The 22378-nt window shown below is 41.8% G+C and carries 18 protein-coding genes and 2 pseudogenes; 16 read left to right on the top strand and 4 right to left on the bottom strand.

Features of this window, described 5'->3' with window-relative positions; translation table 11 throughout:
• Positions 1–134: 134 nt before the first annotated feature.
• From CYO90_RS09820 to mraY, 4 genes and pseudogenes are all read right to left on the bottom strand, one after another.
• A pseudogene (locus CYO90_RS09820) lies at positions 135–6016 on the bottom strand (hypothetical protein).
• A gap of 122 nt (positions 6017–6138) precedes the next feature.
• Positions 6139–7356 (bottom strand): UDP-N-acetylmuramoyl-L-alanine--D-glutamate ligase, encoded by a 1218-nt coding sequence (murD, locus tag CYO90_RS09815; protein WP_103579364.1) that lies wholly within the window; start codon positions 7354–7356, stop codon positions 6139–6141.
• 4 nt (positions 7357–7360) lie between these two features.
• Entirely contained in the window at positions 7361–7876 is a 516-nt protein-coding gene (locus CYO90_RS09810) for a hypothetical protein (protein WP_103579363.1), read from the bottom strand.
• Positions 7877–7879: 3 nt separating this feature from the next.
• Complete coding sequence (gene mraY, locus CYO90_RS09805) at positions 7880–8944, bottom strand: phospho-N-acetylmuramoyl-pentapeptide-transferase (RefSeq protein ID WP_103579365.1); 1065 nt, start codon at positions 8942–8944, stop codon at positions 7880–7882.
• Positions 8945–9023: 79 nt separating this feature from the next.
• Here mraY and gpmI point away from each other — a divergent pair, with 79 nt between their 5' ends.
• From gpmI to fliR, 16 genes and pseudogenes are all read left to right on the top strand, one after another.
• Entirely contained in the window at positions 9024–10487 is a 1464-nt protein-coding gene (gene gpmI / locus CYO90_RS09800) for a 2,3-bisphosphoglycerate-independent phosphoglycerate mutase (protein ID WP_103579362.1), read from the top strand.
• Between the two features lie 36 nt (positions 10488–10523).
• On the top strand, positions 10524–11267 hold the full coding sequence (gene fabG, locus CYO90_RS09795) for a 3-oxoacyl-ACP reductase FabG (protein WP_021083753.1): 744 nt from the start codon (positions 10524–10526) through the stop codon (positions 11265–11267).
• Between the two features lie 86 nt (positions 11268–11353).
• Entirely contained in the window at positions 11354–11587 is a 234-nt protein-coding gene (gene acpP / locus CYO90_RS09790; protein WP_002941395.1) for an acyl carrier protein, read from the top strand.
• 34 nt (positions 11588–11621) lie between these two features.
• Entirely contained in the window at positions 11622–12833 is a 1212-nt protein-coding gene (locus CYO90_RS09785; RefSeq protein ID WP_021085320.1) for a beta-ketoacyl-ACP synthase II, read from the top strand.
• A gap of 1 nt (position 12834) precedes the next feature.
• The gene (accA, locus tag CYO90_RS09780) at positions 12835–13770 is read left to right on the top strand and encodes an acetyl-CoA carboxylase carboxyl transferase subunit alpha (protein ID WP_103579361.1); all 936 of its coding nucleotides are present in this window, start codon (positions 12835–12837) and stop codon (positions 13768–13770) included.
• Between the two features lie 203 nt (positions 13771–13973).
• Positions 13974–14828: a CbrC family protein gene (locus CYO90_RS09775; RefSeq protein WP_103579360.1), complete on the top strand. Its 855-nt coding sequence runs from the start codon at positions 13974–13976 to the stop codon at positions 14826–14828.
• An 11-nt stretch (positions 14829–14839) separates the two neighbouring features.
• On the top strand, positions 14840–14974 hold the full coding sequence (locus CYO90_RS10625; protein ID WP_258030728.1) for a hypothetical protein: 135 nt from the start codon (positions 14840–14842) through the stop codon (positions 14972–14974).
• Between the two features lie 15 nt (positions 14975–14989).
• Positions 14990–15682, top strand: a pseudogene (locus tag CYO90_RS09770) (YwqG family protein); the annotation flags it as partial.
• A gap of 439 nt (positions 15683–16121) precedes the next feature.
• Positions 16122–16736 carry a riboflavin synthase gene (locus tag CYO90_RS09765; protein WP_103579359.1) on the top strand — a complete coding sequence of 205 codons (615 nt, stop codon included), beginning with the start codon at positions 16122–16124 and terminating at the stop codon, positions 16734–16736.
• A 10-nt stretch (positions 16737–16746) separates the two neighbouring features.
• A complete protein-coding gene (locus CYO90_RS09760) occupies positions 16747–17466 on the top strand; it encodes a polyphenol oxidase family protein (RefSeq protein ID WP_103579358.1) in 720 nt (239 codons plus the stop codon).
• Positions 17456–17665: a hypothetical protein gene (locus tag CYO90_RS09755; RefSeq protein WP_021092152.1), complete on the top strand. Its 210-nt coding sequence runs from the start codon at positions 17456–17458 to the stop codon at positions 17663–17665. The genes CYO90_RS09760 and CYO90_RS09755 overlap by 11 nt, the downstream gene beginning before the upstream one ends.
• 10 nt (positions 17666–17675) lie before the next feature.
• Positions 17676–18815 carry a beta-aspartyl-peptidase gene (gene iadA / locus CYO90_RS09750; protein ID WP_103579357.1) on the top strand — a complete coding sequence of 380 codons (1140 nt, stop codon included), beginning with the start codon at positions 17676–17678 and terminating at the stop codon, positions 18813–18815.
• A gap of 190 nt (positions 18816–19005) precedes the next feature.
• Positions 19006–19794, top strand: coding sequence for a 30S ribosomal protein S2 (rpsB, locus tag CYO90_RS09745; protein WP_103579356.1), 789 nt, complete (start codon positions 19006–19008; stop codon positions 19792–19794).
• Complete coding sequence (tsf, locus tag CYO90_RS09740; RefSeq protein WP_103579355.1) at positions 19794–20858, top strand: translation elongation factor Ts; 1065 nt, start codon at positions 19794–19796, stop codon at positions 20856–20858. Before rpsB ends, tsf begins: the two co-directional genes overlap by 1 nt.
• Complete coding sequence (locus CYO90_RS09735; protein WP_002941236.1) at positions 20858–21502, top strand: ABC transporter ATP-binding protein; 645 nt, start codon at positions 20858–20860, stop codon at positions 21500–21502. The genes tsf and CYO90_RS09735 overlap by 1 nt, the downstream gene beginning before the upstream one ends.
• A 90-nt stretch (positions 21503–21592) precedes the next feature.
• A complete protein-coding gene (gene fliR, locus CYO90_RS09730) occupies positions 21593–22354 on the top strand; it encodes a flagellar biosynthetic protein FliR (protein WP_103579354.1) in 762 nt (253 codons plus the stop codon).
• Positions 22355–22378: the final 24 nt, after the last annotated feature.

The raw sequence follows: 22378 nt of genomic DNA, 5'->3' as shown, positions 1-22378 counted from the left end.
ATCCAACCACCTTGATAAAAGAAATTGGATTATACATTTTAAATATTTAAACTAAGTTTAAAAATATACAAGAAGCTTTTATTTTTAAGGAATTTAAATATAAAACTATAAATTTTAGCCTGATAGAGTTAAATTTAATGCACCAAATTTACTACACTTACATATTTATCTATCTCGATAAAAAATGTTTGTGCGCCAGCTCCACTACCATATACGCCTTTATAGACTTGATTTACAGCGTGACCGCTACCATCAACTGCTACTTGGTTGTGTGTATCGCCTAAAGCGCTATGCTTTAAATTTAGTGCCGCTACTTCGCCATCTGTTGCTTGTGTGAAGATAGTTCCTTTGCCCTCTAGTGCCACTTTGTCATTATTATTGCCTTTGATCTTTAGCACGGTATTTACGCTTTTTAAGCCACCATCTGTTACTTGTGAGTCTATGATATCAAGCACGCTTTTAGCATCCAGTCCTATCGAGACCGCCTGAGTGCTCTTGCTACCAAGCTGTAAAATTTCAAAGCTCTTTAGTTTATCGTTTAGGTCATCCACTCTGCTAAGATCGATATTTTCAGTAAAGATGAGCGTATCAACGCCATCTTTTGCGTCTATCGGATCGCCCTCATAGATAAATTTATTGTCTTTATCGTCTCCTTCGCATGTAAATTTAACGCCTTTATCTATCTCAACGAAAAATGTCCTCGTGTTAGCTCCATCGGTATATGTGCCTTTATAGACTTGATTTACCGCGTGATCCATGCCGTGTATCGTTGCATTTGCACTTGCATTGTAAGTTACATTGCTGTGGTTAGGGTAGGTTTTGCTACCGCTATTATCTGTGACTTCGACTTTATTAAATTCATCGCCCGCGACTTGACTGTGCTTCCAGTTTAGCATCGTCACTTCCTCATCAGTTGCTTTTGAGAAGCTTCCTATGAGTTTTACCTCGTCGTTTTCGTCGCCCGTTATTTTTAAGACTGTATTTATGCTTTTTGTGCCTTGTATCTCTTTTTTCGTGCCGCTTGTTTCGATGGTCGTGGCGGTCTCTTTTGAGCCCATGATGTCAAGTATGTTTTTTGAATTTAGAGTGAGGGCAACCGCTTCATTATCCTTACCTAGTTGCACCCTCTCAAAGCTTTTTAGCTTATCTTTTACATCTATGTTGCTAAGGTCGGTATTTGCTGTAAAGATGAGTGTATCTACTCCATCTTTTGCGTCTATAGGGTTGGTGGCATTATATGTAAAGGTATCGTCATAGTTGCGCTCTTGCGCTACGATCTTGACATTTTTGTCTATCTCAATAAAAAATGTCTTTAACTCGCCATCTTTTATGTATGTGCCTTTATAGACGTGATTTACTGCATGTCCATTCGTATCTACTTCTACTTTGTTATAGCTATCCCCTATAGCTTTGCTATGCTTCCAGTTTAGTAAAGTTACCTCTTCTTTTGTTGCTAATTCAAATTTATTAACTCCAGAATTTATAAGTTTTACTATGTCGCCATCCTTGCCTGCTATCTTTAAAACTGTATTTACACTCTCTGTTCCAGGTATAGTTCTTAAGGTTGAGTATTCGCCTTCTGTTATCTTTGTCGTTTTTGAGTCTATGATGTCAAGAACGCTCTTTGCATTTAGCGCGATTGAAACGTTTTGGCTCTCTGTGCCTAGTTGCAGGCGTTCAAAGCTTTTTAGTTTATCCTTTAGATTATTTACTTCACTAAGGTCTATATCTTCAACAAATATCAGCTTATCTACGCCACCTTTTGCATCTATGCTCTTGCCGTTATAGATAAAGACATCGTTTAGGTTGCTACCTTCAAGAGCATCTGTGTTGTGTTTTAGATGTATTACTTTGTTAAAATCATCTGGATCGTTGCCATAGCCATTTAGTGCTTTTCTATAGCCATTTGCATCAGCACTACTGACATATCCTTTATCTTCTAAAGCTTTCACATAGCTATCACTAAAAAGATGCGTGCCGCTTCCTTGTGAGCCTATTATTTTATAAGTGCTATCTTTTTTAATCGCAATATCAAAATTTAGATCTGTTCTTTGATCAATGTAGTCAATATTTATTTTATGAAAGCCTTTTTCAAGGTGAAAACTAGCTTCTGTCTTATGTTTGCCATAATCACCAGACCACCAAGCGCCTTGCATTTCATGATTTGATATTTTAAGGCTTGCTAGGTCTTGATAGTATTGCATTTTTAATAAGTAGTTGGCTGTTTCGCTTACATATATCCAGCCACTCATATGCATGATAAGGTCTGTTCCTACTGTCTCAGCTTCCAGTAATGTATAGTTTCCTTTAAAATTTTCTAAATAATCTTCTCTGTATTTCCCAGAGGCATCTTTTTTCGAATAATCTGCTGGATAATTTTCTGTATCTACCGTATAGGGATCTAGCCCATATGTATCTGTTTTGCTTGCATTTGGAGAATGCCCAACCCTTGCCATATCATTTGTATTTAGCTCACCCGAGTGTGGTCTAGTCCAAGATCTATTATAATCTCGACCTGATCTAAAAGTAACTTGACTAAATGTAGTAGTTGCACTAACACCAGCCCACTCCATCCACTGTGTATAGTGATTTGCTACATGGTATAAGCCAGCAGTTGTTGGTGTTGGCAAAGTGTCATTGTAGTGATAAGGTGGTGCCGATGGTTTGTAGATTACAGGGCTGTATTTACTCCAAAATTCTTTATTTGTACAATCATAAAACCACATATCAACATCAAGGCCTTTGTTTGCCACCATAGTCACGGTTTGAACGGCTAAATTTCCCGCATCATCTAGTCTTTCAACGATGTAGTTTTTGCTGCCAGTGTTTTGCGCCACGTTAAAGCTTCCAGAGTAGCTTAAATTTCTATCAAGTGTCAGTGTCGTCTTCTCAGATGTCTCAGCGTCTATGACCTCTACATCTTTTGATTTTTCATCGTGCGGATTGTTTGCAGCTTCGCCTTTGCCGCTAAAATTTATAGCGTAGTTGCCAGAGCTGTTTTTTATATTATCAAAGTCAGATTCTATTAGCTTGTCAGGCTTTGAGTCAAGATCGACTGTGATAGTTAGATTATCATCTCTTTGAGGCACGCCGTCAGTCCCCACGTAGGTGGCGTCTATGATGTGGTGAGTCCTATCTAGCTTTTTGCCAGCTTTTTCAAAGTCTGCTATGACGGTGTTGTTTTCGATCTTAGCTATAAAGCTATCACTTATATTTGCGTTTTCATCTTTTATCTCGATTAGCACGTAGCCTTTGCCGTCACTTGTGGTATCAGGCTTGTTTATGCCAAATTTAATGTATGGCTGTTCGTCATTTGTAAGAGCGATGTTGTAGTTTATCTTTTGGGTCGAATTTGACTCATACTGGCTTGTCGAGATGATGTGCTCGTAGTCCTCTTCGTTTAGGTATTTTGCGGAGTGGATATCGGCATTATCTATCTTTGTAACAAGCTTTACATCATCTATGTAGTCAAGCACGCCAAAGGCAAATAGCCTGCCACTTGATGTGCCAGAGATCGCACTCCCATCATCTTTTATAAGGGTCGCATCGACTAAGGTCGGACGCTTGCTGCTTACTATCACATCTGGTATGGTGATAGCGCCGTCACTTATCACTTTTATATCGCTTGGGTCTTTTTTGTTTATCATATGCACGCCATCATCGTCTAGGATATAGCTCACGGTTGATTGTTTGTTGGTAAGCGGGTTTAGGATGCTTATCTTTAGCTCATCTTTTGGCACTGCACTACTTGGGAGATAGACCTTTACATCAGAGGTCGTTATGGCTCCAGTGGTGTCATCTATGAGCCCGTCTCCGTCAGCATCTTTGACAAATTTAGCCACTGGGCTGTCGCTAAATTTTATCTCATTTGTATCGCTTTCGCCTTTGTTGCCAGCCTTGTCCATCATGGTCGTCGTTATGCTTGTTGTTTTGCCATGCTCTATTGGCACTGTGATCCTAAATTTACCATCATTTAGTGGCACTTCATTGTGATCAGGGGCGATTATCTTGCCGTTAGTGTATGTGTAAATTTTGTGCGTTTTGCTGCCGTCTGGATTTGTGACATCTATGGCTATCTTATCGCCTTCTTTTATCACGCTTGGGATTTTTATAGACGCCTCAGTTTTTGTTGGGTCGCCGTCATTGTATCTGTTTTCTGAGGTATCTATCTTGCCATCTGGTGTTCTATTGCTAGAGCCCAAGTCACTATCAAAGCTTATCTTGGCTGATTTTACAGGAGGAGCTACTACGACGCTTGGGGTGGTTTGGTTGCTTGAGCCATTTGGTTTTGGCGTGCCATGCTCGTCATTAACCGTTGTGTTTATAGATACACTTGAGCCAGGTGCTACTGGCACGCTTACGCCTGGCACTTCAAATTTACCATTAACTATTGGCACTACTACTACGCTTGGGTTATTTTTATCATAGACGCTTGTGCCATCGTCGCTTACGACAAATTCTTTTGGCGAGCCACCTATGTTTATAGTGACGCTCTCTTTTGGTTTTATAGTGCGAGGTAAATTTATCTCAACCTTTGAAGTGCCATCTCCTATCTCGTCGCCACTTATCAGCCCATCGCCGTTTTTATCAGCTGTTAGCGTCACTTTTACAGTGTCACTTACACTGCTGCTTGGCGTAGTGTGAGTGGCTGAGATGTTGCCAAATTTATCGACTACGCCAGTTTCTATGCTGCTTCCTGCTGTGATGTTTGCGATGTTTGGCACGCTAAAGCTAACTGCGCCATTTTCATCGGTCGTAAATGTATAGGTGTTGCCGTCCTCGTCAGTGGCTGTGCCATTTTCTTTATCTAGCGTAAATTTCTTCTCAACTGGTGGTTTGCCCGGTTCATTTAGCTTAAACGTGATCTTATCTCCAGTGCTAAGCTCGTCAGGCACTACAAATTTCATGCCGCTAGTTTGCGTGCCGCTGCCATATCCTAGCTCGGTCGCGTCTATCACGCCGTCGCCATTTTTATCAAGATCAAGCGTGGCTGTCACTTTTGAGATGGCTGGCGTGTCGTTTAGCTCATAGGCAGTTGACGGCGCTGTAAATGTTCTGCCTCCAGTGGTGTATGAGCTTGTCACGGTCGTTTTGCCATGGTTTAAAATTTCAACTCCAGTGATCTCTGCTTTGCCATTTACGATAGGTATAGGAGGCGCTCCAGTGGGCATCCGGTGCTATCAACTGGGATTAGCTCGTTTGTTATCGTATTTACTTTGTAGTTGCTAGTTTTGCCACCACCTTTCATATTTGTCTTTATCGTGATGATGTCGCCATTTTTAGCAACATCTGGGATATCGACGCCTATGCTTGTTATGATCTTCTTGCCATCAGGAGTCTTTGGTAGTGAGTTTAGCTGCGCCCCTCCTAAAAAGCCCTTTTTATCGCCAGTATCACTTGTGAGGTTGAAATTTAGCACGATGTTTGGCTCTGAAGGCACATAAGTGCCAGGATTTATAACTGTGTTGTTAGTTGCACTAGTATTTGACTCTAGCTTGTTGGATTTAGTATAAGAGACACCGCCAATTTTAGCCTCGCCAACTGGCCATTTGACCTTGTCATGCCTCGCTTCAAGAGCGCGCAAACCAGTGTAGAAGTCATAGATATTTGAGTAGTGACCACCTAGTTCAAATTTGATGCCACTACTGCTTGCTGAGGCGAAGTTATGTGGTGATGAGCCGTGAGAAGATAGCTCTTGATGGGAGATTTGATCATCGTCATTTGCGTGTTCTTTGTGATTTTCAAGGATGTTTGCATTTTTTGGGATGACTAGCTCGCCTTTGTGCTCAGCAAAGACATTTATTGTGTGAAATACCGAGCTAAAGCCGACATAAGTCTTTTCGCCGTCATCAAAAACAATGGTAAGGTTCGAGTTTTCGCTCGTTTTTATATCATCACCAAGGTAAATTTCATCGCCTTTGTGCAGCACTCTCATAGTGCCGTCCCTGCCTATGGCGATGGCTTCACCCTTGATCTTTTTGATAACGCCGATCCTTATGGCGTCAAAATTTGGCATTTTTTCATCCCTGTAAAATGTGTGTATTGTAATATCGGAAAAATTTACTAAATTTTTATATAAGAAAAAATAAATTTTTATCTAAACTAAAAAAATAACAAGAGTGAGTTTTGTAAAAGCTATCAAAGAGCCTTTATAAACTCTTTAAATTTATCTCCTCGCTCTGCGTAGCTCTTAAACTGATCAAGGCTCGCAGCTGCTGGGCTTAGAAGTGCTATCTCGCCTTTTTTAAGCTCTTTGCTTATCTCATTTACAGCGTTTTGTAAAAAGTCGCATTTTAGGGCGGGGACGTTAAATTTATCAGCTAAATTCATAAGCTTGTCGCTGTTTGAGCCGATGGTGTAAATTTTGACTTTAAGACCCTTTAAATTTTCAAATAGCTCATCCATGCTAACGCCCTTGTCATCGCCGCCTAAGATCAGGTGCATGAAGTGATCTTTATAGCGTTTCACGGCTTGAATGCTCGCATCTATGTTGGTCGCTTTTGTGTCATTTACCCAGGTTCGACCCTTGTTATCAGTAAATTCTTCGAGCTTGTTTGCCTCGATGACAAATGTGTTTAAAAGCTCCACATCGTAGCGGTCAAATAAAATTTTCTCCACCGCAAGTGCCAGTAGCGCGTCAAGCAAAAATGGCGTTTTAAAGGCTATATCGCCTAAATTTATACCACAAAATTTAGCCAGATCGCTCTCATCTTTATAGGCGATCACTTTGGCCTTTGTAGGCGTTTTAGCGTAAATTTCAGGCACGATAGCTACGCTTGTTTCGCTCATGCTAGCAAGCGGCTTAAGCTTTGCCTTTTCGTACTCGCTCATGTTGCCATGCCAGCTTAGATGGTCTGGAGTGATCGGCAAAAGCACGTAGATGCCAGGCGTTGCGTGCTTTGTGTAGTGCAGGGTAAATGAGCTAGTCTCAAGTATCCAAATTTTAGCGTGCGGGTCTAAATTTGCTAGCGCGATGCCGACGTTTCCGCCCATGACTGAGCCTTTGCTCTCTAACAGGTGCTGCATCATCTTTGTGGTCGTCGTTTTGCCGTTTGTGCCGCTTATCCAGACGTTAAATGGCAGATGCGCCTTGTAAATTTCATAAAAATAGTCATATTCGCTAACTAAATTTTTAGCTTTTTTGACAAGCTCGTGGTGAGGCGGGATGCCTGGGCTTGGTATCTCTAGGCTGCTTTTTGCTGGGTCAAATTCGCTAACTGGCAAAAGAGCGTTGCCAAACTCATCCTTTGAAGCTTCACTAAATTTATCATCGTAGATGTCCCAAAGTCCGTCATTTACGAAGTTTTTAGCGATCGCCTTTGTCGTGTCACCATAGCCAAATAGTGATTTTCTCATACTTTTATCCTCTTTTGCCCCATAAAATTTCTACTATCTCGTTAGCACTTAGCTCACACATCACGCCCTCTATCTCGCGGCGATCAAAGAGCTCAAAGCTAAAGGTTTTGGTAAAATTTAGCTTCAAAAACTCTGCGAAATATGCACCCTTGCAGGCAAATGTCACTCTTACATAAAATGCCTCTAAAAAATCATCATCAAATTCAGGCACAGGCGCCAACATGCGCTCTACGATCTGCCTAAGCTCGTCTTTTGTTATATCAGGCACCACTTTTGGCTCTGGCAAAGCGATGTCAAAGGCGAGATTTTCAGCGCCCTCGGCCTCCCACCACTCGTGCAGGCTAAATTTACTCATATCCTTGCCGCTTATCTTGGCTAGACGCTGCTCTACCTTGCGGTACTCTTTGCCGTCTTCATCGCCAAATTCGTCGCAATAGTCGGTGTAGGCTAAAATTTGCTCCAAAATTTCATCATATTTTTTTCTAGCACTCTCAAAGTCAGGCTCTATCTGCGCTCGCATGATCTACCTGATCTTTAGCGCGGTCAGTGCGATCAAATTTGCCAAAAGCGCGATGATCCAAAAGCGCACGATAATCTTATTTTCCGCCCAGCCTTTGATCTCAAAATGGTGATGTATAGGCGCCATTAAGAAAATTCTGCGTTTAAAAATTTTAAAGCTACCCACCTGCAAGATGACGCTTAGGGTCTCAACGACAAAGATGAGGCCGATGATGATGAGCAAAATTTCATTTTTGGTCGAAACGCCCATAAAGCCGATATATGCGCCAACGCTTAGGCTACCGCTATCGCCCATAAAGACCTCGGCCGGATGGCAGTTAAACCACAAAAAGCCCATGAGCGAGCCAATTAGCGCAGAGGCAACGACGACGCTCTCGCCAACGCCTGCGATCTTTGGCAAAAGTAGGTACGAGCTAAAGACAGCGTGGCCGCAGATGTAGGCAAAAACGCCAAGAGTTAAAAGCGAAAATATCGATGGCACGGCGGCAAGTCCGTCAAGTCCGTCTGTTAAATTTACCGCATTTGAGGCTGCGACGATGACTAGCGTCCAAAAGAAAATGGCAAAAATTTTCATGTCAAAGATCGGCTGCTTATAAAATGGCAGGTAAAACTCGGTGTTTAGCTCTTTGCTGATGTATAAAAAGGCTGCGAGTAAAAAGGCGATGAGAAACTGGAAAAAGAGCTTTGCCTTTGGGCTTAAGCCGGCGTGGTTTTTCGCACCTAAAATTTTGCTGTAGTCATCCTTGTAGCCAAGCAGGGTGAAGCAAACTAGGCAAAAGAGCGAGGCTAGCACAAAGGCGTTATCAAGCCTTGCGCAGATGATCGTGGCGATCACGGCTGTAAAGACAAAGACAAGTCCGCCCATGGTCGGCGTTTTTGCCTTTTTTTGGTGAGTTTGTGGCGCGAGCTCGTAGATAGGCTGGGCGGCGTTTTTTGCCTTTGCCCAAGCGATAAATTTAGGCATCAGATAAGCTGTCAAGATAAATGCTATGAAAAACGCGATGCCAGCGCGAACGGTGATATACTGAAAGATATTAAAATTTAAAATTTCATAGATATAGTAAAACATAGGGGCCTTTATTTTAAAAAAAAGCAATTTTAGTATAATGGCCTTAAAAATTATCTAAATTTAAGGATAAAATTTAAAAATGGCTCAAAAAACTATACTTATAATAACTGATGGCATTGGATCAAACAAAAATGGCAAATTTAATGCATTTGAGGCGGCTAAAAAGCCAAACTACGATAAATTTTTTAAAGAAATTCCAAACTCACTTATAAAAACCTCTGGAAACGCTGTGGGACTACCTGAAGGGCAGATGGGAAACAGCGAAGTAGGGCACATGTGCATAGGAAGCGGTCGAGTTTTGTATCAAAATTTGGTCAAAATTTCACGTGGCTTTGCTGATGGCTCAGTAGCAGAAAATGAAGCGCTAAAAGCTCTTTTTAAAAAGTGCAAAAAAATCCACGTCATAGGGCTTTATAGCGACGGTGGCGTGCACTCTCACTTAGAGCATTTTGATGGTATGTGCGAGCTTGCTGGCAAAAGTGGCTGCGAAGTTTTTGCCCACGCTATCACCGACGGACGCGACGTTAGCCCAAATAGCGGTCTAAATTTCATAAAAAGTTTGGAGGCTAAATTTAAGGTAGCAACGGTTTGCGGGAGATTTTACGCGATGGATAGAGATAAACGCTGGGAGCGCGTAAAAGAGGCCTATGATAGCTTGGTAAAGGGAGCAAATTTAAGCGATCTAGCACCAAGCGAGTATCTACAAAAAAGCTACGATGAGGGCGTGACAGACGAGTTTGTAAAGCCAGCAAGCTTTAATGGCTTTAGTGGCATGGGCAAAGATGACGGCGTGATCTTTATAAATTTTAGAAATGATAGGGCAAGAGAGATTTGCGAGGCTCTAGGTGAAGAGAAATTTAGCGAGTTTGAGCGACCTTTTGTCATTAAAAATCTTATCACCATGACCGAATACGACGCAAATTTTAAATTTGAAGTGCTATTTAAAAATGAAAAGATAAAAAACACCCTAAGCGAGGTCATAGCGTCCGCTGGACTAAGGCAGCTTCACACGGCTGAGACTGAAAAATACGCCCACGTAACATTTTTCTTTAATGGCGGCGTTGAGGAGCTAGCTAGCAACGAAACTAGGGTGCTCATCCCTAGTCCAAAAGTAAAAACCTACGACGAAAAGCCAGAGATGAGCGCTGCTGAGGTTTGTAAAGCCGTGCTAAAGGGCATGGATGATGAGCAAGACTTTATCGTGGTAAATTTCGCAAATGGCGATATGGTAGGGCATACTGGCAACTACGAGGCCGCTATAAAGGCGGTTGAAGCGGTGGATGCGGCTCTTGGAGAAATTTACGCCAAGGCAAAAGAGAAAAACTACGCGATGATCATCACGAGCGATCACGGAAACTGCGAAGAGATGCGTGATAGCAGCGGCGAGCTACTAACAAACCACACGACTTATGACGTCTTTTGCTTTGTGATAGCCGATGGTGTAAAAGAGCTAAAAAATGGCGGACTAAACAACATCGCACCTAGCGTTTTAAAGCTCATGGGGCTTGAGATCCCAGCTGAAATGGACGAGGCGTTATTTTAAATTTGATAATATAAGCAAAATTTATAAGGAGAATCTATGAAATTTAGCGGAAAAAACGTGCTAATAACAGGTGCAAGCAGAGGTATCGGCGCACAGATCGCAAAGACGCTTGCAAATATGGGCTTAAAAGTGTGGATAAACTACCGCTCAAAGCCTGAGATAGCAGACGCTTTGCAAGCTGAGATCGAGCAAAATGGCGGCAAGGCTGCAGTGATAAAATTTGACGCGACAGACGAAGATGAATTTATAAAAGGTATAAATTTGATAGTCGATAGCGACGGCGAGCTAAGCTACCTTGTAAATAACGCTGGTATCACAAATGACAAGCTAGCGCTTCGCATGAAAACTAGCGAATTTACAGATGTGATAAATGCAAATTTAACTTCAGCTTTCATAGGATGTAGAGAGGCTTTGAAAGTGATGAGTAAAAAGCGCTTCGGAGCGGTCGTAAACGTCGCATCTATCGTTGGTGAGATGGGAAATGCTGGACAGGTAAATTATTCAGCCAGCAAGGGCGGACTAATCGCTATGAGTAAGAGCTTTGCAAAAGAGGGCGCAAGTAGAAATATCCGCTTTAACAGCGTAACTCCGGGCTTTATCGAGACTGATATGACGCATGGGCTAAGTGATGAGGTGAAAAAAACTTATAGCGATAATATCCCGCTAAAACGCTTTGGCAGCGCTAGTGAGGTGGCCGAGGCCGTGGCATTTTTACTAAGTGATCACGCGAGCTACGTGACTGGTGAGACGCTAAAAATAAACGGCGGACTTTATATGTAATGAAATTTCAACAAGTTTTGAAATTTAAAATAAATAAAAGCGTAAATATTATAAGATAACAGACATTTTTTATAAGGAGACCTTAAATGGCAGTATTTGAAGACGTAAGAGACGTAGTTGTAGAGCAACTAAGCGTAGATCCACAAGCGGTAAAACTAGAGTCTAAAATTATCGAAGATTTGGGCGCTGATTCACTTGACGTTGTAGAGCTAGTTATGGCTTTAGAAGAGAAATTTGAAGTAGAAATTCCTGATAGCGAAGCAGAGAAATTAGTAAGCATTCAAGACGTTGTAAATTATATAGAAAAACTAGGCAAATAATTTAAATTTGCATAGTTTGATTTAAGGAGATGTATTGAAACGAGTCGTTGTAACTGGTATTGGCATGATAAACGCACTTGGTCTTGATAAAGAGAGCTCTTTTAAGGCTATTTGCGAGGGTAAAACAGGTGTGAAAGAGATCACGAGCTTTGATGTAAGCGAATTCCCTGTTAAAATTGCTGCCGAGATAACTGATTTTGATCCAAATAGCATTTTAGACGGCAAAGAGGTGAAAAAAGTAGATCGTTTCATACAGCTTGGCATAAAAGCATCTAACGAAGCTATGGCTGATGCGAATTTTAAGGAGTTTGACGCTCATAAATTTGGTGTTAGTTCAGCAGCTGGTATAGGTGGTTTGCCAAACATTGAGAAAAACTCAATCACATATTTTGAAAAAGGCGTAAAGAGAATTTCGCCATTTTTCATCCCATCTGCACTTGTAAATATGCTAGGTGGCATAGTTTCAATAAACCACGGACTAAAAGGTCCAAATTTATCAAGCGTAACAGCTTGTGCAGCAAGCACTCATGCGATATCACAAGCTGCAAAATGCATAATGATCGGTCAAGCGACAAATATGCTAGTTATCGGTGCTGAGTCAACTATCTGTGGCGTTGGCATAGGCGGTTTTGCAGCGATGAAAGCGCTATCAACAAGAAACGATGAGCCAAGTAAGGCATCAAGGCCATTTGATGCAAACCGCGATGGCTTTGTAATGGGCGAGGGTGCTGGCGCACTTGTGCTTGAAGAGTATGAGTCGGCTGTTGCAAGAGGTGCTAAAATTTACGCTGAAGTAGTTGGATTTGGCGAGAGCGGAGATGCACACCACATCACGTCACCAACACTTGAAGGTCCATTAAGCGCGATGAAGCAAGCACTTGATATGGCAAAAGGCGTAAAGATAGACTATGTCAATGCACATGGTACTTCAACACCAGTAAATGATAAAAATGAGACAGCTGCACTTAAGGCTGTTTTTGGTGATAAGTGCCCACCAGTTAGCTCAACCAAAGGTCAAACTGGACACTGCTTAGGTGGTGCTGGTGCGATCGAAGCAGTCATATCTATAATGGCAATGAGAGATGGCATCATCCCTCCGACGATAAACTATGAAACGCCAGATCCAGATTGCGATCTAGACTACGTTCCAAATAAAGCTAGAAAAGCTGACATAAAAGCTGTTATGAGTAACTCATTTGGCTTTGGCGGAACAAACGGTGTCGTGATATTTAAAAAGTTGGATTAAGATGTCAAATTATTTAGATTTTGAAAAGAGCATAAAGCAAATTGATGAAGATATAGCAAATGCTAAGATCAGAGGCGATGAACATGCTGTTGAAATTTTAAATAAGAACTTATCTAAAGAGATATCAAAAGTATATAAAAATTTAAACGAATATCAGCGTTTACAACTTGCTCGCCATCCAGATAGGCCATACGCTATTGATTATATAAATTCATTTTTAGTTGATGGCTATGAGATCCATGGCGATAGGGCATTTCGCGACGACCCAGCAATAGTTTGCTACATCGGCTATATCGGAGGCAAAAAGGCTGTCGTTATAGGTGAGCAAAAAGGTCGTGGCACTAAAAATAAACTAAAAAGAAATTTTGGTATGCCTCATCCGGAGGGTTATCGAAAGGCTTTACGCGTAGCAAAATTGGCTGAAAAATTTAACCTACCTATCTTATTTTTGATAGACACTCCGGGCGCATATCCTGGTGTTGGCGCTGAAGAGCGAGGTCAAAGCGAGGCTATAGCTAGAAATTTATTTGAATTTGCAAATTTAAAAACTCCAATAATAGCTGTCGTTATCGGCGAAGGCGGAAGTGGCGGTGCTTTAGCTATTGGTGTGGCTGATAGACTTGCTATGATGAAAAACTCTGTCTTTTCAGTCATCTCGCCAGAGGGTTGTGCAGCGATACTTTGGAACGACCCAGCTAAACAAGAGCAAGCTACAAAATCTATGAAGATAACGGCTGATGACTTAAAAAATTTATCACTTATAGATGACGTTATAGACGAGCCGATAAATGGAGCCCATAGAGATAAAGATGGTGCCGCAAAAGCACTTGCAAACTACTTCATCTCAGAGCTAGCCGAGCTTGAGAAGCTTGATATAAACGAGCTTGTCGCAAAAAGAATAGACAAAATCCTCTCTATCGGGGCTTATGAAGAGTAAAATTTATAGTCGCAAGTGAGTTAAAAGTTTAAGTAAATTTGCTTGCGACTCTCCTTTACGCTAAATTTAATATACTTTCTTTAAATTTTAAAAATTAAACAATTTTATATTTTTATCCCACTCTTTTAAATTTTAATAACTCATCTATGCGACTTTTAAGTCTTTAAAGCTAAAATTCTTAGCAAATTTCATAAAGGCTATTTATGGATAAATTTCAAGAAAAATATATAAACCTTTCAAAAGATTATTACAAAAATAACGGCAATGCGGCGAGTGTGGAGGCTTTGTATCAGTTCAAAGAAGAGCTTGAGGCAAGCGAGGAGATGCAAGCAAAGAGCGTTTTAGTCGATATTTATCAGCTTTTGTCTATGCAAAAGAGTGCTTACGAGCTACTTTTAAAGATACACGATAAAAACGATAAAAAGCAGCTAAAAACACTTGGTTATCTTGTGCAGTTATTGGATGAGGGCGACAAATGGGCGGTGCCAAGGCCAAAGAGTAAAGAGCAAATTTTAGCTCAAAAGGCAAAGGCTGCCACCTTGCCAAAATTTTGCTATCACCCAGAGCCATTAAAAACTGGTGCATTTAAAGATGATATGAGTGTCATTTGCGAGTGCTGCGGCAAAAACACTGAAATTTATTACAACAATGGCATCTACAGCGAGCAAGATGTCACCTATCTTTGCCCAGCCTGCATCGCAAATGGCGAAGCTGCTAGGAAATTTGACGCTACATTTGTGCAGGGCGCCGACAAGCTTGCCACAGATGATGCCAAAAAAGATGATGAGCTTTTTAATAGAACACCTGGCTATGAGAGCTGGCAGGGCGAGCACTGGGTGGTGTGCTGTGATGATTATTGCGCATTTTTGGGCGATGTGGGCACGAAGGAGCTTGAGGAGCTTGGCATCGCAGACGAGGTCTTTGCGGACTACGCAAAAAGGGACGATTACGACGCGAAAATGGCTCGCGAGCTGCTCGTAGCTGGCGGTGACTTTGCTGGGTATTTGTTTTGCTGCTTGCACTGCAAAAAGTATCACATCTACATTGATGCTTGCTAGAAAGGAAAAATATGGATCTAAATGAAATTGCAAAAGGCTGCAAAGAGCACGGTTTGGACGGACTTTTTGAGTTTTTAAAGCCAATGGCCAAAAATGCTATAAAAATAGATGCGCAGGCTAAAGATGACGGGGATATCGCTGTTTGAGCGTCTAAATTTGGCGGGCAGCCAGATCTACCAGCTAGCGTGCCTTGGCCATCAAATGAAAACGGCGCGCTTAGCTTTGTGGCACAGATAAATTTTGCTGAAGTTAGCAAATTTGACACCGATGGGTTACTACCAAAAAGTGGTATGCTCTATCTTTTTTATGATATAAATTTACGCATTTGGGGTTACGACCCTGCTGATAAAAAGGGCTTTGTCGTGATCTTTAGTGAGGCAGCTCAAGACCAGCTTGCTCGACAAAACGTGGATAGCGAAAATTTCACATTTGGCGCACGCTCTCTTAGCTTTAAAAACGAGCTAAATTTGCCGAGTTTGCAAAGCTCGCTCGTGCCATTTGGTAAATTTAGCGAGGAGGAGTGGGAGGCCTATCACGAGATCATCGAGCCAAGCTGGCAGGCCAAAGAAAACAAGCTCCTTGGCCACTCTGACAACATTCAAGATGGCATGGAGCTAGAGTGCGAGCTAGTGGCAAACGGCCTTGACTGCGGCGATGGTAGCGCTTATCACCACCCAAATATCGCGGAGTTTGAGAAAAATGCCGCCCAGTGGCAGCTGCTTTTGCAGATAGATAGCGACTGGGATAGCGACATGGACTGGGACGGAGAGGGCAGAGTTTATCTGTGGATAAAGAGGGACGACCTAGCGGCGTGCGACTTTAGCAAGACGTGGCTAGTTTTGCAGACGAGCTAGGGGCGAAATTTAGCCAAAAGCTTTTGATATGCGTCCGGTAGTAAAATTATTATTGCTGTTTTTTGGCGAGCCATATAAATTTCGCGCGTAGAAATGTGTAAAATTAAAAATTTAAAGGCAAATAGCAGGTGAAATTTATGCTAGCTAGATCAAGTTTAAAATCTTTTGCAATTTGCCGCCAGTTAAATTTACCTTGCAAGTGACTTTTGCTACCAAGCTAGCGGCTTAACGCTAATTTGCTAGCTTTTTTATTTCTTTTTCTAGGTTGCACTCGCGTTTTTTGTTTTTTTCGTGACCGCTCAAAAGCTCATCTTAATGTTGTCTTATCCATTATATTTAGCCTTTATATCTTTTAAAATTCACGAAAACTAGCAAATCTATCCATGCGCCAAATTTAGGCAAAATTTAGTAAAATCCTTAAAAAATTTAAAGGCAAAATATGTTTAATGGCTTAATCAGGGAGCTTGCCGAGGTCATTAGCTACTCGCAAAATGTTTTACGACTAAAGGCTAAATTTCGCACAAATTTAGGCGACAGCATCGCAGTAAATGGCGCTTGTCTAAGTGTCATAAAACTATATGATGATGGCTTTAGTGTGGAGCTAAGCGCGGAGAGCAGGGCAAATGTCGCGGTTGAAAATTTAAGTGGCTTGGTGCATATCGAGCCAGCGATGAAGCTTGGAGAGCGCGTGGATGGGCATTTGATGCAGGGGCACATCGATTTTATCGGTGTGATCTCGGCTATAAAAAAGCATGAAAATGGCGTTGATTTTTACATCGACCTGCCAAAGGAGGCGATGGCTCTGATGGCAAACAAGGGCTCGGTGGGCGTTGAGGGCGTGAGCCTTACGATAAATGAAATTTTGCCAAATGGCATAAGACTAACCATCATACCGATCACGTTTAGAGATAGCCTTTTTGGCACTTTCAAGGTCGGCAGGCGCGTAAATATCGAGAGCGACCTGCTGGCTCGCTACGTGGCTAGGATGATTGAAGCTAAACAAAATGGCGGCCTTAGCTGGGACGAGGTCGAGAGAATTTCAAGCCTTTACTAAGTGAGCGAAGATGCGTGAAAATTTAGAGATCGTTTTTGATAAAAATAGCATAGTGGCTGGCTTTACAAACAGGCTTGGTGGCGTGAGCGAAGGTAAATTTAGCTCGCTAAATTTAGGCGATCACGTAGGCGATGAGCCAAGAGATGTCATCAAAAATAGAGAAATTTTGGCTAGAAATTTAGGCGTTAGACAGCTTAAATTTATGAAGCAGATCCACTCGGACAAGGTTTTTGTCCTTGAAAATGAGGAGGACGAGCTACCAGAGTGCGACGCTGTGATCACAAATTTAAGTGATGTGGGCATCTGCGTTTTGGTGGCGGACTGCTCGCCAGTTGTGATGATAGATGAGAGGCAGGGCGTCATCTGCGTGGCTCACGCGGGTAGAGCTGGCGTGACGCTAAAAATTTGCACAAAAGCAGTTAAGCTTATGGGCGAGAAATTTGGCTCAAGAGTGGGCGACATCAGCGTATTTATCGGAGCAAATATAAAAGGTGGCTGCTACGAGGTGGGCGAGCTTGACCTTGGGGAATTTAACGCATATAAGATAGGTAGAAATTTTGATATGAACGCGGCCTTAGGGGATGAATTTAGCGCACTTGGGGTTAGAAATTTAAACTTTAGCGAGGTCTGCACGCACTGCGACGAGAGATATTTTTCATACCGAAGAGACGGCGTGTGCGGTAGATTTTGCGGATTTGCAGTGAAATTTAAGGATAAAAATGGGATATGAGAGCTTTAAAAATCCACTAGCGGCAAAAATAGCTCAAAACGCTAGAAATTTGGGCTTTGAGCAGCTTATGAATGAAGAGTTTGTGCAGATGCTACTTAGCTCAAAAAAGATGGAGCTAAGTGCCGTGGATAGGGAAAACGTGGAGCAAATTTTCATAAAACTAATGGAGATAGAAGAAAAAGTGCAACTTAGCAAATAAAGGAGAAAATATGCTTTTGCTTAAAAATGCTAATCTATACACGCCAAAATTTCTTGGTAAGCGCGATGTTTTGGTAGGTGGCGGTAAAATTTTATCCATCGGCGAGGGGCTAAATTTTAACATCGAAGGGCTTGAAATTTACGATCTAAAAGGCAAGGTTTTAGCTCCAGGCCTCATTGATCAGCACGTGCATATCACGGGTGGCGGTGGCGAGGCTGGATATCACTCAAGAACGCCTGAGATCACGCTTAGTCAGATCGTAAAATACGGCACTACGACGCTTGTTGGCGTTTTGGGGACTGATGGTGTGACTAGAAGCCTGGAAAATCTCTACTCCAAAGCAAAAGCGCTCGAGTTTGAGGGCATCTCGACCTTCATCCACACCGGCTCATACGCAAGCCCCTGTGTGACATTTACCGGCGACATCGCAAAGGACCTCATACTAATCGACAAAGTGATCGGCGTAAAGATCGCGCTGACCGATAACCGCGGCAGCTACGTCTCAAAAGAGGAGCTCATCAAAATTCTAAGCAAGATACGCATAGGCGGCATGGTCTCTAAAAAAGGTGGCGTGCTTCACATGCACATGGGAGGGCTGAGTGAGAAATTTGACAACGTCTTTAAGGTGATAAAAGACTACGAATTCCCAGTTCATTACTTCTCGCCGACACACTGCGCTAGGACGAAAGACCTGTTTAATGAGGCTTTGAAATTTCAAAAAATGGGCGGAAACGTCGATATCACAAGTGGTGGGAGTAAATTTGCCCCACTTCACGAGGTGGTGGCTTATGGCATTGAAAATGGGCTAAATTTAGAGCGCCTAACGATGAGCTCTGATGGCAACGGCAGCGTGCCTAAATTTAACGAAAATGGCGAGCTAGTAGGATATGGCTGTGCCTCATGTGCGTCAAATTTAGAGGTATTGCAAGCTTTGGTAAGAAATAAAATTTTAAAGATAGAAGATACTTTGGCTTTGATGAGCAAAAACGTGGCGAGATATCTAAATTTAAGCCAAAAAGGCGAAGTGAAAGTTGGCAATGACGCTGATCTTTGCGTCTTTGATGAGGAGCTAAATTTATATGACGTGATCGTAAAAGGCGAGTTTTGCGTTAAAGATGAAAAGGTCGTTAAAAAAGGCTTTTTCGAGTAAATTTATGGAAATTTGAGCTTTATTTGTAGCTAAAGAAATCTTTAAATTTAGCTTCAATAAAGCCAAGTTTCAATATAATCCAAGCTTTATTTCACACACGACAATCCTAAATTTGGTTGTGCGAAAGCATTAATGGTCGTGGAGGATAAAACTAAATTCAAGGCAAAATGCCTAAAACAAGGAGAAACTCATGGTAACTATGAGAGATTTATTAGAGTGTGGCGTACATTTTGGTCACCAAACACGCCGCTGGAACCCAAAGATGAAAAAGTTTATCTTTGGCGAGAGAAAAGGTATCTATATTATAGATTTACAAAAGACTATCCGCTACTTCCGTTACACTTACAACATCGTTCGTGACGCAGCTGCTGAAGGTAAGTCAGTGCTATTTGTTGGTACTAAAAAACAAGCTATCGACGCTATCAAAGAGTACGCTGAAAAATGTGGAATGCCTTATGTAAATCACCGCTGGTTAGGTGGTATGATGACAAACTTCGGTACTATCCGCCAGTCTATCCGCAAACTAGAAGTTATCGAGACTATGGAAGAAGATGGTTCGATAAATTTACTAACTAAAAAAGAGGCTTTGATGCTTCGCCGCAAAAAAGAGAAGCTTATCGCAACTCTTGGTGGTATCCGCAATATGAAAAGCCTACCTGATATGATATTTGTTGTTGATACAGTTAAAGAAAAGATCGCTGTTCAAGAGGCAAATCGCCTAAAGATCCCAGTTGTAGCACCGATCGATACAAACTGCGATCCTGACGCTGTTGATTATCCGATCCCAGGAAACGATGACGCGATCCGCTCTGTTCAGCTTTTTTGCCAAGAGATGGCTGAGGCGATCAACGAAGGCAAATCACTTCTTGAGCAAGATGGTGGCGAGCAAGCTGCTGGCGAAGAAGTAAGCCAAGATGAGAAAGACGCAGTTGTAGCTGAGGCTATGAGCGAAGAAGACTTTGGCGAGGACGAAGAGTAATGGAAATAACTGCACAAATGGTAAAAGAGCTCCGCGAATCAACCGGAGCTGGCATGATGGACTGCAAAAAGGCACTTGGCGAAGCAAATGGCGACATGGAAAAAGCTGTTGATATCCTTCGCGAAAAGGGCCTAGGTCAAGCTGCTAAAAAGGCTGACCGCCTTGCAAGTGAGGGCTTAGTAAGCGTTGAAGTTTGCTCAAAATGCAAAAAAGCAACTATCAGCGAGATCAACTCTGAGACTGACTTTGTTGCTAGAAACCCACAGTTTCAAGCACTTGCAAAAGACACAACCGCTCACATCCAATCAAGTGGCATAAAAACAGTTGAAGAGCTAAATACAAGCACTTTAAACGGTGTTAAATTTGAAGAATACTTCAAAACTCAGATCGCAACTATCGGTGAAAACCTTGTAGTTCGCCGCTTTGAGACTATTAGCGCTGATGACAAGGGTGTGGTAAATGGCTATGTTCACTCAAATGGCCGCGTTGGAGTGCTTATCGGCGCAGCTTGCGAAAGTGCTGAAGTTGCAAACAAAGCAGCTGAATTTATAAGAAATTTATGTATGCATGCAGCTGCTATGAAGCCAAGTGTTATAAGCTACAAAGACCTTGATAAAGATTTTGTTGAGAAAGAATTTATCGCACTTCGCGCTGAGCTTGAAAAAGAAAATGAAGAGCTAAAACGCCTAGGCAAACCACTTCACCACATCCCTGAGTATGCTAGCCGCTGCCAGATAGGTGAGGCAGAGCTTGCAAAAGCTACAAAAGCGATCGAAGAAGAGCTAAAAGCTGAGGGCAAACCTGAGAAAATTTGGGACAAGATCATCCCTGGCAAGATCGAGAGATTTTACGCTGATAACACAGTGCTTGACCAACGCCTTACACTTTTAGGTCAGTTTTATGTAATGGACGATAAAAAGACTATCGAAGAAGTTATCAAAGAGAAGAGCAAAGAGCTTGGCGGCAAGATCGAGATCGTAAAATACGTTCGTTTCGAGCTTGGCGAAGGCTTAGAGAAAAAAGTAGATGACTTTGCTGCAGAAGTTGCTGCTCAAATAGGCTAATGGAAATTTTAAGAGCGTCTAATCTAGGCTTTGCGTATGATTATACGCTCTTTAACAATATAAATTTAACCCTCAATCAAAAACAAAGCATCGCGATAACAGGCGTTAGCGGTTGTGGCAAATCAACACTTTTACACATACTTTCAACACTTTTAAAGCCAAATTTTGGCGAAGTCATCTACCAAGATAGATCAATCTATGAGCTTTCTCAAAACGAGCTTTTGGCCATTAGAAGGCTTCATTTTGGCATCATTTTCCAGTCGCACTATCTTTTTAAAGGTTTTAGCGCTTATGAAAATATCGAGCTTGCAAGCATCTTATCTGGCGAAAATATAGAAAAAAATGATCTTGAAGCGCTTAAAATTTCAAGCGTTATTAACCAAAAAGTTGGCGAGCTAAGCGGCGGTCAGCAGCAGCGTGTCAGCATCGCTAGAGTGCTTACCAAAAAGCCAAAGATCATCTTTGCAGACGAGCCAACAGGCAACCTTGATAAGCAAACGGCAAATGAAGTGATGCAAGTTTTGTTTGACTATATAAATGAAAACAATGCTGCCCTTGTTCTAGTCACTCACGACAACGACCTAGCCGCGAAATGCGACAACTCATACAAGCTTGAGAACAAAGAGCTTGTGCAAATTTCTTAAAATTTAGTTTCAAATTTCTAAAAACTACCGCTTAAATTTAAAAAACAAAGTAAAATTTTGTAAAATTAGCAAAAAATTTAAAAGAGCAAAATGGAACTAGTAGAATTTTTTGGAGCTGATAAGACAATAGTTTTTATGCTTTTGTTTGCACGCCTAAGCGGTCTCATCGTCTTTTTTCCATTTTATTCACACAATCAAATTCCTCTTAGCGTAAAAACGCTTTTAGTCTTTGTCCTTTGCGTCGTGCTATTTCCCATCTCAAAAGCTCATGAAAACTCTATAAATTTCTTAATCGGCGAGATATTAGGCGAGGTTATGCTGGGTCTAAGTGCAGGTCTTATGCTAACCATCATCTTTGCCACACTTCAAATGGCAGGCGAGCAAATATCGATGGTCATGGGCTTTTCGATGGCGTCGGTGCTTGATCCGCAAACTGGCACAAACTCTCCAGTCATTGCAAACCTTATAAATTTTATCGCGCTACTAACATTTCTAGCATTTGACGGTCACCATTTGCTCCTTCAGTTTTACGCTAGCTCGCTTGCTGTTGTGCCGCTTGGCGATTTTTATCCACGCCCTGGCATCATGAGCTATGCGATAAATTTATTTACAAATTTGTTTATGTTTGGCTTTATCATGTCATTTCCCATCATCTCCCTCTCTTTGCTCTCAGACTCTATCTTTGGCATGCTCATGAAGACGATGCCGCAGTTTAACCTACTAGTCATCGGCTATCCTATCAAAGTGACGATCGGATTTTCTGTTTTGATAGCCATTTTAGCAGGCATTATGAAGATAATTAGCGACCTACTTTTAAAAGTGATAAATGATCTGCCGGCTCTATTTTTTTAAGAAAATAGCAATGAAATTTATCAT

The sequence above is a fragment of the Campylobacter concisus genome (assembly GCF_002913745.1).
Lineage (GTDB): Bacteria > Campylobacterota > Campylobacteria > Campylobacterales > Campylobacteraceae > Campylobacter_A > Campylobacter_A concisus_R.
The sequence above is the reverse complement of the archived record's forward strand: the minus strand, read 5'-3'. Positions and strand labels throughout refer to the sequence as shown.